Genomic DNA, 13,541 nt, shown 5'->3' with positions numbered 1-13,541 from the left:
AGTGAAACGATGCATCGCCGATGGTAGTGTGGGGTTTCCCCATGTGAGAGTAGGTCATCGTCAAGATTCAAATCCAAAGCCCCTGTCTGCGATGCAGACAGGGGCTTTGTCTTTTCCGGGCCATAGCTTCCAGGCTAGCGCTCCTACAGGCACCGGGTCTTAACGGCTGCCATATGCTCAGAACTGATAGCTGACCGTTGCGCTTACATTGCGCTCTTCACCCATGTAGCAGTAGTTCAGGCTGGCACATGAGGTGATGTAGCTTTCATTGGTAAGGTTATTGGCGTTCAGGCGTACATCTACCCCCCGGAGGCCGACCTTGCCCAGGTCATAGCCGATCGAGGCGTCTAACAGGGTGTAGGAAGGCACCTTCATGCTGTTTTCCGCATCCACCCAGCTGTACCCCACATACCGCACCCCACCGCCCAAGCGCAGGCCATCCAGTGCCCCCTGGTGGAAGTTGTAGTCGGCCCACAGCGAGAACATCTGTTTCGGAGCCTGGGTTGGCGAATTGCCCTTGTTGTCCAGGTTGCCCGACACCAGGCTGGGCATCGACTTGGCGTACTCGATGTCGGTAAAGGTATAGCCGCCCAGCAGCTTCAAGCTGTCGGTCAGCTGCACATGGGCCTCCAGTTCCAGCCCTTGTGAGCGCACTTGCCCTACAGGGCGATAGAACTCCTCGTCAGGCTGCTTCGAGGCCAGGTTCTCCTGCTCGATACGGAACACCGACGCGGTGAACAGGTTATCGCTACCCGCTGGTTGATACTTGATGCCGGCCTCCCATTGAGTGCCCTCGGTAGGTGCCAGAGGGCGGCCTTCCTGGTCGGACACGGTATTGGGGTTGAACGACTCCGAGTAGCTGACATAAGGCGCAATCCCGTTCTCGAACAGGTAAAGCACCCCGGCGCGGGTAGTGAATCTGGAGCGCTGGTCACGGACGTTGGTGTTGCTGTCGCGATTCTCCTCCGACACCTTCACCCAGTCCTGGCGCAGCCCCAAGGAGAGGCGCCATTGGTCCAGCTCCACCAGGTCCTGCAGGTAGACGCCCGTTTGCTGCAAACGCCGCTGGTAGCGGTTCTCACCCAGCACCTGAAGGTTGCCATTGCCGTACTGCGGATTACCGGCATCCAGCGGGTCGACTGTGCCATAGCGCCACACCACGTCGGCCTTGCGTCGCTGGTAGTCGGCGCCCAGCAGCAGGGTGTGTTTGGCGGCCCCGGTGAAAAACTCCGCCTGCAGCATGTTGTCGATGATGTACGAATGCAGGCGTTCGTCGCCGCCGGTATAGGCGCGGTTGAGGATATTGCTGTCGGCATCCGCCCAGCCGGCGGAATACACCTGGTCCATCGACACATCGGAGTCCTGGTAGCGGAAGTTCTGTCGTGCGGTGAACACATCGTTGAAGCGATGCTCGAACTGGTAGCTGAAGGATTGTTGGGTGCGCTCGTAGTTGTCGATACCCGGCTCGCCTTCAAAGAAGTGGTCCGACAGGCGCAAGCCGTTGCGCTTGTGCAGCATGCCGTCCGCGGGGTTACCGCCGTGGTAGCCGCCGTTGGGGTCGTGTTGCAGGTAGGCCTGCAGGGTGAGAGAGGTGTCTTCGCTGAAGTCGATGCTGACGGCCGGCGCGATGGCGTAGCGTTCTTCCTTGTTGTGGTCGAACTGCGTGTCGGAAGCATCCGCCAGGCCTGTCAGGCGATAAGCGATACGCTTGTCGTCATCCACGGGGCCGCTGAAGTCGAAACCCATGCCACGCTGGCCTTGGGTACCGAGCGTGGCCTGGATTTGATGGTAGGGGGTAAACAGCGGCTTCTTGGTGGTCAGTGCTACCAGGCCTCCTGGCGAACTACGGCCATACAGTACCGAAGACGGTCCCTTGAGAATATCGATGCGCTCAAGGAAGTACGGGTCCACCTGCATGGTGCTGTAGGTGCCGTTGTCGCCCATCGACTTGAGCCCGTCGACGTAGATGTTATCCACCGAGCCATCATTGAAGCCACGCATGGCCACATAGTCATAACGATGGGTTGCACCGTAGGGGTTGGTCAGCACCCCAGGTGTGTAGCGCATGGCTTGGGCAACGGTTTGCGAGCCTTGGTCGTCCATCTGCTGGCGGGTAACCACCGAGACCGATTGTGATGTCTCTACCAGCGGCATGCTGGTCTTGGTCGCTATCTGGCTATGGGTGGCGTTGTAACCCTCCATGCTGCCCAGTGCATTGCCAAGGGTGAAGCTCCGGACATCGGTGTCTGGCAATGACACGGCGGCGCTCTGGGGTTGTGCCTGCAGCACGTAGCTGCGGCCGTCCTGGCTGAGCGCTTCCAGGCCGCTACCATTGAGCAACTGGCGCAGTGCCTGATCGGTGGGGTACTGTCCCTGCAGGCCGTTTGACTGCAAGCCTTGGGTGAGCTGGGGTGTGCTCGACAGGGTGATGCCAGCCTGGCGGGCGAACTGGTTGAGCACGTCGTCCAGCTGGCCGGCCGGGATCGCATAGTGATGGCTCATCTGGGTCGTTTCAGCTGCCACGGACAGTTGCGGGACGGCTATCAGGCCCAAGGCGGTGCCAAACAGGGTGGCCCGGATGGCTTTGCGCAGAGTCGTTGAGTGCAAGACAGGTCGAAAATCATTCGCGTTGAATGTGTGCGTGTGCACTGGGGCGGTAGGCATGAAGGGTCCGTTGAAGTGTGAGGGCAGGAGGTGTCGCTTACTGTCCTAGCCGGACCGGCAGTCAAAACCCGCCAAAAAAGCTATTGGGGCGCGCAGCGGCCCTGAACGCAATGGCCCCCGTCAGATCAGACTAGCCCCTCCACACGCACCCACCAGCGCGTACGTTGGCGAAGCCGCACGGGCAGTGTCCGGGGCAGCAGCTGCAGCAGTTTTTCCGGGTCTTCGAGGCGGAACACACCCGACAGGCGTACATCGGCAATGTCTTCGCTGCAGCCCAGGTAACCATGGCGATAACGGCTGACCTGCGCGAGGAAGTCGAACAGGCGCATGTTCCGAGTGACGATCAGCCCGTCGGTCCAGGCCATCGCGTCCATGTCCACCTGCTCGAGCCGGTGTGCGCCTTGCGCATCCAGGCGCCAGTTCTGGCCGCTCTCAATCCATTGCAGCTGGCCATTGCCAGGCCGGTGTATCGCCACCCTGCCATGGCTGACACTGACCTGCGTGCAGTCGCTGTCCTGGCGTGCCACAAAGCGCCCTTCGAACCCTTCCAGTAACGCGTCACGCGTCTGTACAAGCAAGGGATGCTGCGGGCTGCAGGTAATCATCAATTCCCCCTGCTTCAGGCGGACCAGGCGCTGCTGGTCATTGAAGGCCAGGTCCACGGCACTGCGGGTGTTGAGTTGCATCAGCGAGCCATCGGGAAGCGCGACGCTGCGTCGTTCACCCGTGCCGGTGGCGTAGTCCGATGCCCAGGCGTTGACTGCATCCAGGTCTTTGCCCAGCCATGTCGCTGTCCCCACCATGGCAACGCCGCCAAGCAGCTTCAGTGCTTGCCGGCGCTGCAGGCGGCGCTGGCTGGTCTCCAGGGTCTGCAAGGCCAGCCCGGCGCCAGGAATGGCGCGCAGATCGAGGTCCTGGTGCAGGTGCATCACCCGTTGCCAGGCCTGTTCATGTTCCTGGCGAGCACTGCGCCATTGCCTGCACTGATGCTGCAGGGCAGGGTCATGCCCGTTCTCGCGCAGCCTGAGCATCCACTGGATGGCCTGCTTGACCGCTGTTGCGCCAGGCTGTGCGGTGGTCATCGCGTCAGCACTCATCGGCGTAGCGCAGCAGGTAGCAATGGTAGAGCGCATCGGCGATGTAGCGCTCCACGGTACGCACCGAGATCCCCATCTGGTCGGCGATGGCCTGGTGCTTCAGCCCCTCGCATTGGGCCAGCAGGAATGCGCGGCGTACTTTGGGCTTGAGGCCGTCGAGCATGCGCGCGATGCGTTCCAGCAATTCCAGCAGCAACTCACGGGTTTCGGCCGACGGGGCTTGTGCTTCTGGCACTTGTGCCAGTGCCTCGAGATAGGCCCTATGCAGTTCCTCACGTCGCCAGTGGTCGATCACCAGCCCACGCGCAACTGTACGCAGGAAGGCCCGTGGTGTGTTCAGTTGCAGGTGTTCGCGCCGCTGCAGCAGGCGCACGAAAGTGTCCTGGGCCAGGTCTGCGGCATCGGCTGCGTTGCCCAGCTTGCTGCGTAGCCAGGCATGCAACCAGCCGTGGTGGTCACTGTAGAGCGTTTGCACGGAATCGTTGCTGGGCATGGGGGAGGGCGCTGCCGTCAATGGACATGAATGATAATTAGTCTCATTGTTGGCGGGGGCCGATCAATTTGCAACCTATCCGACAGTACCGTGCGCGCAGTCTCTACCCGCTAGCGCCCCAGTTGCGTATCCAGGTATTTGCGGATTACCCGCGATGCGCTATTCAGGTGCCGTTCCAGCACCGCTACTGCTTCGTCCACCAGCTTGTCGCTAGCTGCATTCACCAGTTCGTTGTGATCGTCCTGGGTGAGCTTGCCCAGGCCCATGGACGAAAGATGAAACCGCAGGAAGCGCTCTTCCTCGTTCAGTTCGTCCTCGATCAGGCGCAGCAGTTTCTTGTTCGGCGCCTTGTTGTACAACGACATGTGGAGCAGACGATTGAGGCGGCCGATTTCGGCGTGGCGGGTTTCGTTCTCCAGTTGCTGGATATACCCGCGGGCGCTGGCGATGTCGCTGGCATCGAGCAGCGGAATGGATTGGCGCAGCGCCTCGGTCTCGAGCAGCACGCGCAGGGCATAGGTGTCCACCGCGTCTTCGCCTATCAATGGCGCTACTACCGCCCCCTTGTGCATCTCCACTTTCAGCAGCGATTGCGCTTCGAGCTGGCGCAGGGCCTCGCGCACGGGCATGCGGCTGACACCGAACAAGGTGGCGAGCTCTTGTTGTCGCACCGCAGTACCTGGGGGCAAGCGGCCATCCAGAATGGCACTGCGCAGGCGTTCTTCGATCAAGCCACGGGCCTGGTGCGGCAACAACTGCTCGCTGGCCAGGACATTGCTCAATTTGATTTTCTCGGGCACGCGACGTCTGCCTCAACGATGACTAAAGTTGGATCCAATGACACTAGTAATAGCTCCCGGGGGTGTCAAACCAGCACCCGCGATGGGACGGGCGCCCCAAAAAGCGCGGCTATGGTGGATGAAGTCGCCGGTCAAAGGAAGCAACCTATAGAAGGTTATAACCATAAAGTGTAGATCGACCGACCAACGGATGCATGATTGCAGGGTGCCATTGTGTTTTACCGTGCCAAGCCGCACCATCGCTGCTTTCGACTGGCCGGAACAGGGCTTCGCAGTGGCGATATCCTGGATGCTCAAAACCGTTGTGCAACGTGTCGGCCTTGCTGCACTGCTGGGCAGCCTGCTGCTGGGCGGTTTGCACGCGGATTGGGACTTTTCCCAGATCAGCCGCAAGTCACAGGCCCTGTATGGCCAGCTGGGCGCCGGGCAGGGCCGTATCGATGCCTGGCAGAACCTGATGGCCACGCAGAAGCAGGGTACGGAGCTTGAGCGGTTGCAGGTGGTCAACCGCTTCTTCAACCAGCAATTGCGCTATGTCGAGGACATCGACCTGTGGCATGAGGTCGATTATTGGGCCACGCCGGTGCAGGCGCTGATCAAGGGCGCAGGGGACTGCGAGGACTATGCCATCGCCAAGTATTTCAGCCTGCGGCGCATGGGCATCCCCAGCGAAAAGCTGCGCATCACCTACGTCAAGGCACTGCGGCAGAACCGCGCGCACATGGTCCTGACCTATTATTCAAGCCCACAGGCACAGCCATTGGTACTCGACAGCCTGATGGATGCCATCAAGCCGGCCAGCCAGCGTACCGACCTGCTGCCGGTGTACGCCTTCAATGGTGAGGGGCTGTGGCTGACGGGCGCCGCAGGCAACAAGAAGGTCGGCGATACCAAGCGGCTGTCACGCTGGCAGGATTTGCTGAAGAAGATGCAGGCTGAAGGGTTCCCGGCCGAGCCGGTTTACTGAAGGAGCACAGATGTCACTGTTCAAACAATTGCTGTTGGCCATTTGCCTGTTCCTGGTGGTTGCCTTCAGTGGCAGTTTCATGGTCAGCCTGGAAAGCTCGCGCAGCCAGTACGTCAACCAGTTGCGCTCGCACGCCCAGGATGCGGCGACCGCGCTGGCGCTGTCGCTGACGCCGAATATCGACGATCCGGCAATGGTCGAGCTGATGGTCAGTTCGATCTTCGACAGTGGCTACTACTCAAGCATCAAGGTCGTCGACCTTGGCTCCAATGCCGTGCTGGTGGAGCGCCATGCCGAGCCGGACCCCGGCGGTGTGCCGGGCTGGTTCGTGCACCTGATCGGCCTGGAAGCCGCCGGTGGCGATGCCATCGTCAGCCGCGGCTGGCAGCAGGCCGCACGCGTTGAAGTGATCAGCCACCCGATGTTCGCCATTGCCAAACTCTGGCAGAGCGCCTTGGGCAGCCTGGGCTGGTTGTTGCTGTGTGGCGCGGCCAGTGCCGTACTTGGCGCCTTGCTTTTGCGTCGCCAGTTGCGGCCGCTGGACTACATGGTCGAGCAATCCTATGCCATTGCCCGCCGCGAATTCCTCAGCCTGTCGGAGCTGCCGCGTACGCCGGAGCTGCGCCGGGTGGTGCAGGCGATGAACCAGATGGTCGAGAAGCTCAAGGCACTGTTCACCGAGCAGGCCGAGCGCAGTGAGCGACTGCGTGCCGAGTCCTATCAGGACAGCCTGACCGGCCTGTCCAACCGCCGTTATTTCGAGATGCAGCTGAACACCCGGGTGAGCAACCTGGAAGAAGCGCGCGCCGGCTACCTGTTATTGCTGCGGGTCCAGGGGTTGGCGGGGTTGAACGCCCGCCTTGGCGGCCAGCGCACCGACCAGTTGCTGCAGGCCGTGGGTGAGCAGTTGCGTCGCACCTGTGCCAGCTACCCGGAAACCAACGACCTGATTTCCCGCAGCCGTGGGGGTGAGTTTGCCGTGCTGGCGCCGGGCATGGTGCATGAAGAGGCGGTACAGCTCGCTCAGGCCCTGGAAGCGACCCTGCATAGCCTGCATGAAACCGGCGCCAGTGATATCGACCCGGTGGCCTGCATCGGCCTTGCCCCCTACAGCCCTGGTGACGCACCACAGGCGCTGCTCAAGCTCGCCGACGAAGCCCTGGCCCGCGCCGAGAACCAGCCGACGCCGGGTTGGGTCTGCCTCGAGCAGGGTGTGGCCGCAGTTGCCGCGGACAGCCAGCATGCCTGGCACGAGCGGCTCGACCAAGCGTTTATCGGCGGGCATTTCGAGCTGTTCTTCCAGCCCGTGGTGGATTGCGGCACTGCGCAACGGATACTGCACCGCAAGGTGATTTCGCGCTTGCAGGATGGCCAGGGCGAGGCGCTGCCGGCGGGCCGCTTCCTGCCCTGGCTGGAGCGTTTCGGCTGGATGTCGCGGCTGGACCTGCTGGTGCTGGAAAAGGTGCTTGCACACCTGCGCGGGCATGACCAGATACTGGCGCTTAACCTGTCAGCCGCTACCTTGGCCGACCCCAAGGCTCTGCAGCGCGTCTTCGAACTGCTGGGCCAGCATACGGCGCTGGGGCCGCGCCTGATTTTCGAAATTGGCGAAGAGCAACTGCCCGAGCAGTCTGCCCTGGAGCAGCTGACCCGGCGCTTGCATGCGCTTGGCTTCGGCCTGGCGCTGCAACGCTTTGGTGGGCGCTTCAGCATGATTGGCAACCTGGCGCACCTGGGCCTGGCGTACCTGAAGATCGATGGTAGCTACATCCGCAACATTGATCATGAGCAGCACAAGCGGCTGTTCATCGAAGCCGTCCAGCGCGCGGCACACAGCATTGACGTGCCGCTGATTGCTGAACGGGTCGAGACGGAAGGCGAGCGCTTGGTGCTGCGGGAGATGGGCGTGGGCGGGATTCAGGGGCAGTTGGTGGGTGAGCCTGCGCCCTGGCGCTAAGTTTCGGGTTTGCAGTTTGGCCGTATCGCCGGCAAGCCAGCTCCCACAGGTTCCCTGCTAATTCAATGAGTTATGTGCAGTTCTATGAGAGCTGGCTTGCCGGCGATACGGCCAGGGTGGCCACTGAGTAAAGACAGTGGCCAGGATCATCAACGCTCGCGCAACGCTTCCGAACGCGCCTTCATGATCGGCTTGAGCAGATAGCTCATGATGGTCTTCTTGCCGGTCATGATATCGACCGTCGCCACCATCCCCGGAATGATCAGCAGCGGCTTCTCGTCAGTGCCCAGGTGGCTGCGATCGGTGCGCAGCTTGATCAGGTAGTAGGTGGTCTTCTTGTCTTCATCGGTGATGGTGTCGGCACCGATCTGCTCCAGCTTGGCCTTCAGCCCACCGTAGATGGTGTAGTCATAGGCCGTGAACTTGACCGTGGCCTCCTGCCCCGGGTGCAGGAAGGCGATGTCCTTGGGCAGGATCTTCGCCTCGATGACCAGCGTGTCGTCCAGTGGTACTACTTCGAGGATATCGCTGCCAGGCTGGATCACCCCGCCAATGGTGTTCACCAGCAGCTGCTTGACGATACCGCGCACCGGTGAAGTGACCATGGTGCGGTTCACCCGGTCGTCCAATGCCTTGCTGGTAGCCGTGGCCTTGTTCAACTCGGTGCGTGCTTCGTTCAGTTGGGTCAACGCTTCGCTGCGGAATTTGCCGCGGGTCTCTTCGATCTTGCTTTGCACCTCGCGGATGGCCGCCTCGGCACGCGGGATCGCCAGTGCGGTGGAATCCAGCTGGCCGCGGTTCTCCACTTCGGCACGGCGCAAGCGCAACACTTCAACCTGGGAGATCGCGCCGGTGGCCACCAATGGCTCGGACATGTTGATCTCTTTGCGCAGCAGTTCCAGGCTGTTGGCGTACTGGGCGCGTTTTGAACTGTACTCGCGCAGTTCCTGCTGGCGCTGGACCAGCTGCTGTTGCAGGCCACCAATCTCGTCCTGCAGTTGCTGGCGCCGGCTCTGGTACAGCGACTCTTCGCTGGCCGCCTGGCTTGGCGCGGCCTTGCGCAGCGCCTCGTCGATTTTCAGCGGGCTGTCCTCGACCTCGGCACTCAGGCGCTCGACGCGCAAGGCCATGGCCAGGCGGTCGGCCTCGGTTTCACCCACGTTGGAGGCGAAGCGGGTTTCATCCAGGCGCAGCAACGGCTGGCCCACTTCGACGATCTGTCCTTCCTTGGCGAAGATCTCGGCGACGATGCCGCCCTCCAGGTTCTGGATCTTCTGCACCTTGGACGACGGAATGGCCTTGCCTTCGCCCCGCGTAACCTCGTCGATGGGCGCGACGCTGGCCCACACGATCAGGAACACGAAGAACAGGATCACGCCCCAGATGGTCAGCCGCACGACCCGCGGCGCATCCTCGATCAGGGCCTTGTTGACCTCTGGCAGCGGCTGACCGCCCAGTGAATCGGAACCTTTGAAATAGCGCCGCAGGCCGTCCTTGAATTGCCCTACATCCAGCTTATGCAACACTGATCTGCCCCTTCTTCAGCGCATCCATGACCGCGGCTTTCGGGCCGTCGGCGACAATCTGCCCGCGATCGATCACGATCAGCCGGTCCACCAGCGACAGCAGCGAGGCACGGTGCGTGACCAGCAGCACCGTCTTGCCTTCCACCACCGCCTGCAGCCGCTGCTTGAGGCGTTCTTCGCCGGTGTTGTCCATGGCGCTGGTCGGCTCGTCCAGCAGCAGGATCTGCGGGTTGAGCAGCAGCGCGCGGCCCAGGGCGACGTTCTGCCGCTGGCCGCCGGACAGGTTCTGCCCGCGCTCACCCACTTGCAGCTCGTAGCCGTCCGGGTGCAGCCGGGCGAACTCATGCACGCCCGCCAGCTCGGCAGCCTGCAGAATCAACTCATCCTCGACGTAGCGGGCTCCGCTGACCAGGTTATCGCGCAGGGTGCCGGCCAGCAGCTGGATGTCCTGGGGCACGTAGCCGATGTTGTGGCGCAGTTCGCTGACGTCGATCTGGCGAATGTCCACGCCATCGACCAGCAGCGAGCCGCCATCGGCCTCGTACAGGCCGACGATGAGCTTGGCCAGCGAGCTCTTGCCCGAGCCACTGCGGCCGATAATGCCGACCTTCTCGCCAGGGCGGATGGTCAGGTTGATATTCTTCAGGGCCAGGTTCTGTTGGTTCGGGTAGGTGAAATCGACCCCGCGGAACTCGACGCTGCCCTGCAACACCCTGCGGCTCAGCGGGCGTTCTTCAAAGTTGCGCTCTTGCGGCAGCTCCATCATGTGGTCGGTGGAGACCATGGTCACCTTGGCCTGCTGGTAGCGGGCGAGCAGGCCGTTGAGCTGGCCCAGCGGGCCGAGGGCGCGGCCGCTGAGCATGTAGCAGGCCACCAGGCCGCCCATGCTCAGGTTGCCGTCGATGATCAGGTACACACCGACGCAGATCATTGCCACGCCTGCCAGTTGCTGGATCAGCAGGGTGATGTTCATCGCCAGGCTCGACAGCACCTTCACCCGCAGTTCCAGGCGGCTGAGGGTGCCGAGGGTTTGCTCCCACATGTATTGGCGTTCGCTTTCGGCGTTGTTGACCTTTACCGCATCCAGGCCGGCAAGGGTCTCGATCAGGCTGGACTGGCGCTCCGAAGCCAGGGCCATGGTCCGTTCCATGGTCGCCATCAGCGGCCGTTGCAGGGCATAACCGATGCCCAGGGCCAGTGGGAAGGCGATGATCGGGATCCATACCAGGTGCCCGCCAATGATGGCAATGACGATCAGGATCAGGATGGTGAATGGCAGGTCGATCAGGCTGGTCAGTGTCAGCGAGGCGAGGAAGTCACGCAGGCCCTGGAACTCGTGAATGTTCTGGGCAAAGCTGCCGACCCTGGCCGGGCGGTACTTCATCGACATGCCGACGATACGTTCGAACAGCGTTGCCGAAATGATCAGGTCGGTCTTCTTGCCGGCCAGGTCCAGGCACAAGCCGCGCAGGCCCTTGAGGATCAGGTCGAAGATGTAGGCGCCGGCGATGCCGACGGCCAGCACCCAGAGGGTCGAGGTGGCCTGGTTGGGCACCACCCGGTCATATACGTTCATCACGAACAGCGGTGCGGCCAGGGCGATCAGGTTGATCACCAGGCTGGCGGCAATGGCGTCGATATATAGCCACTTGCTGCGCAGCAAGGTATCGCGGAACCACGACTTCGCCCGCGGGATGAGGTTGCCGTGGTTGACGTCGAACTTGTGCTGCGGCTGGGCGAAGAACACCCGGCCACTGTAATCGCTCTGCAGGGCTTCGCGGCTGACATGCACCTCGCCGCCATCGCTCTCGCTGAGCAGCAGGCGCGCGGTGTCTTCGTTCTCCCAGCCCAGCAAGACGGCGCTGCGGCCTTCCTTGAGCAGCAACATGGCCGGCATGGCGATGCTCGGGATCTGCTCCAGCTTGCGCTGCAGCAGGCGCCCCTGCAGGCCGGCCCGGGCGGCAGCGCGGGGCAGCAGCTCGGGGCTCAGGCGCTGGGCGGGCAGCGGCAGGCCGGTGGTCAGCATGACCCGGCTGGCGGGTTTCTGGTGCAGGACACACAGGCTCAGCAGACTATCCAGCAGGGGATCGTCATGCTGACTGCGTGGATCGTGGCTGAGTTGGACTCGACTGACTTCGGATTCCACGCGGCGCTCTCTTCATCCTTGTGGTGGGTGGGGTGGGTGTACCGCCGTTCTGGCCGGTCACCCTGGCTTCAATGGTGCTGCCAGGCAGTGGTCATGAGGCTACGGCACCCTGACGCTTGGGCAACCGGCCAATGGTCGCCTTGAATCGGTATTGAGTAAACAATTCTACGATCTTCAGTCCTGGCAGACGATGCTGAGTGGTGGATGTTTCATTTCTGATCCAGTCAGCACACAAGCCGCGCTAGTTTGCAGCATAGCCTGCTATCCGGTTGGCGACAGAGGTGTAGTCGGTATCGACTTATACCTTTGTCAGGAAACAGGCGCTGAGTTGTTGACGGTATTTTGCAACTAATTAGTCAAAATTCATCTATTGGAAAGCAGGTGCTGACAGGTTTGGGCTTAACAGTCGGCAATGCTTTCCTACTATTCGGGCTGGCAGTATTTGCGCAGTTGTTCGCTATCTCTTTGATCTACGGCAATCGCTGCGCCGACTTATGCAGCGCTACGGGCTGCTGATGCCGGGAGCTGCAGCGCGGCCAAGACTCTGCGGGGCTTCCCGATCACTGCCTGGCTGTCTTCAGGCAAGGTTTGTGCTTGTAGCCAAGCAGTGGCCTGAGCAAGCGAAAATGACCTGAATATTGACACCTGAACCTTTGACAGCTGCCGATGGACGGTTGTCCTGCCGCATTGTTTATGGCTACCAAAGCGTGGAAAAAGGCACTTTGAGTGACCGGTAAACGCGCTTTCGCTGATGTGCGACATTTGTCCTCAAGAAACGCTTGGCTAAGGTTCAAATATCAATGTGACATTACATTGGTGATTGTTTAGGATGGCATCTATAAGGTCAATAGTTTGGCAGTTAGGCAATTCCAAAAAGTTATAGACGGAATATTGACGTCAAAAAACGTCAAGAGATCATCGACATAGTTCCGCCTGAAGTGGCTTACAAGTGCCGCTCTGGCAGGGAAGTACCCCATCGGGTCACACGGAGAGTCCAATGAGCAGCGTTGTAGCCATCGTCAAAAGTATTGTCGGCCAGGTTATTGCGGTATCCCCAGAGGGCATCCGGCGTGTTCTGATCGAAGGGGACCGCCTGCTGGCCGGTGAGGAAGTGCTCACTGGCCCGGGCGGTGCAGTTACGTTGGAACTGGCCGATGGCCGTCTGCTCGACCTGGGTCGCGACAGCCAGTGGAGCGCTGATGCGCCGGGCAGCAGCACCGACCTGAGTCAGGCGACCGCACAGGCCGCGCCGTCGGTGGAAGAGCTGCAACAGGCGATCGCTGCCGGTGTCGACCCGACTACCGAGCTTGAAGCGACTGCTGCTGGCCCATCGGCAGCAGGCGGTGGTGGCGCGCTGGGTGGTGGTCACAGCTTTGTCATGCTCGAAGAAACAGCGGGCCGGGTCGACCCTACCGTCGGCTTCGCGACTGACGGGCTGGGCTTTGCAGCCGTGCTTGATAGTGAAGAGGTTGGCGTGCTGGATAGCACCAGCAACAACCAGGTGGATACGCCGACGACGGACACCAGCGTCGCTACCGATCTGGTTCTTGGCGCTACCCCTTCCATCAGCGAAGCGGGGGGCGTAATCGTTTATACCGCTACGGTTGGCCAGGCGCCGACCACCAATCTGGTGGTCACCCTGTCCAACGGTGCCGTAATCGTCATTCCGGCCGGGCAGACCACTGGTAGCACCAACGTCGTGGTCCCGGCGAATGATACCCCGTATATCGACGGTGGCCAGATTTCGGCGACTGTAACGGGCACCACCGGGGGCGGCGGGCTAACGGTGACAGTGCCGCAAACACCAGCGGTTACCCAGGTTACCGATACCATTGACACCACCACCGCGACCCTGACTGCTTCGCCAAGCGTCACCGAAGGTGGCGTGATC

The 13,541-nt window shown here is 61.5% G+C and carries 9 protein-coding genes; 3 read left to right on the top strand and 6 right to left on the bottom strand.

Annotated features, from left to right (window positions below):
* Positions 1-177: 177 nt before the first annotated feature.
* From M2S36_RS11555 to M2S36_RS11540, 4 genes are all read right to left on the bottom strand, one after another.
* Complete coding sequence (locus tag M2S36_RS11555) at positions 178-2,592, bottom strand: TonB-dependent siderophore receptor (protein ID WP_333957191.1); 2,415 nt, start codon at positions 2,590-2,592, stop codon at positions 178-180.
* A gap of 197 nt (positions 2,593-2,789) precedes the next feature.
* Positions 2,790-3,746, bottom strand: a complete 957-nt coding sequence (locus M2S36_RS11550) for a FecR family protein (protein WP_207838089.1) — start codon at positions 3,744-3,746, stop codon at positions 2,790-2,792.
* A 4-nt stretch (positions 3,747-3,750) separates the two neighbouring features.
* Complete coding sequence (locus M2S36_RS11545; protein WP_063915096.1) at positions 3,751-4,254, bottom strand: sigma-70 family RNA polymerase sigma factor; 504 nt, start codon at positions 4,252-4,254, stop codon at positions 3,751-3,753.
* A 110-nt stretch (positions 4,255-4,364) separates the two neighbouring features.
* Entirely contained in the window at positions 4,365-5,054 is a 690-nt protein-coding gene (locus M2S36_RS11540; RefSeq protein ID WP_333957188.1) for a GntR family transcriptional regulator, read from the bottom strand.
* Positions 5,055-5,259: 205 nt separating this feature from the next.
* Between M2S36_RS11540 and lapG the strand changes: the two genes are divergently transcribed.
* Both lapG and lapD read left to right on the top strand, forming a co-directional pair.
* Positions 5,260-6,021 (top strand): cysteine protease LapG, encoded by a 762-nt coding sequence (lapG, locus tag M2S36_RS11535; RefSeq protein WP_233688380.1) that lies wholly within the window; start codon positions 5,260-5,262, stop codon positions 6,019-6,021.
* A 10-nt stretch (positions 6,022-6,031) separates the two neighbouring features.
* Positions 6,032-7,978, top strand: coding sequence for a cyclic di-GMP receptor LapD (gene lapD / locus M2S36_RS11530; protein WP_333957187.1), 1,947 nt, complete (start codon positions 6,032-6,034; stop codon positions 7,976-7,978).
* A 149-nt stretch (positions 7,979-8,127) separates the two neighbouring features.
* On the opposite strand, the gene M2S36_RS11525 is transcribed toward lapD, so the two are convergent.
* Together M2S36_RS11525 and M2S36_RS11520 are read right to left on the bottom strand one after the other, a co-directional pair.
* Entirely contained in the window at positions 8,128-9,504 is a 1,377-nt protein-coding gene (locus M2S36_RS11525) for an HlyD family type I secretion periplasmic adaptor subunit (protein WP_207838082.1), read from the bottom strand.
* Complete coding sequence (locus M2S36_RS11520) at positions 9,494-11,650, bottom strand: type I secretion system permease/ATPase (RefSeq protein WP_207838080.1); 2,157 nt, start codon at positions 11,648-11,650, stop codon at positions 9,494-9,496. Before M2S36_RS11520 ends, M2S36_RS11525 begins: the two co-directional genes overlap by 11 nt.
* A 997-nt stretch (positions 11,651-12,647) precedes the next feature.
* Here M2S36_RS11520 and M2S36_RS11515 point away from each other — a divergent pair.
* Positions 12,648-13,541, top strand: an 894-nt coding sequence (locus M2S36_RS11515) for a retention module-containing protein (protein WP_333957186.1), incomplete at its 3' end; no start/stop codon positions are given.

Origin of the sequence: Pseudomonas sp. SF2, assembly GCF_036858055.1 — a bacterium.
In the GTDB taxonomy this organism is placed as follows: domain Bacteria; phylum Pseudomonadota; class Gammaproteobacteria; order Pseudomonadales; family Pseudomonadaceae; genus Aquipseudomonas.
The sequence above is the reverse complement of the archived record's forward strand: the minus strand, read 5'-3'. Positions and strand labels throughout refer to the sequence as shown.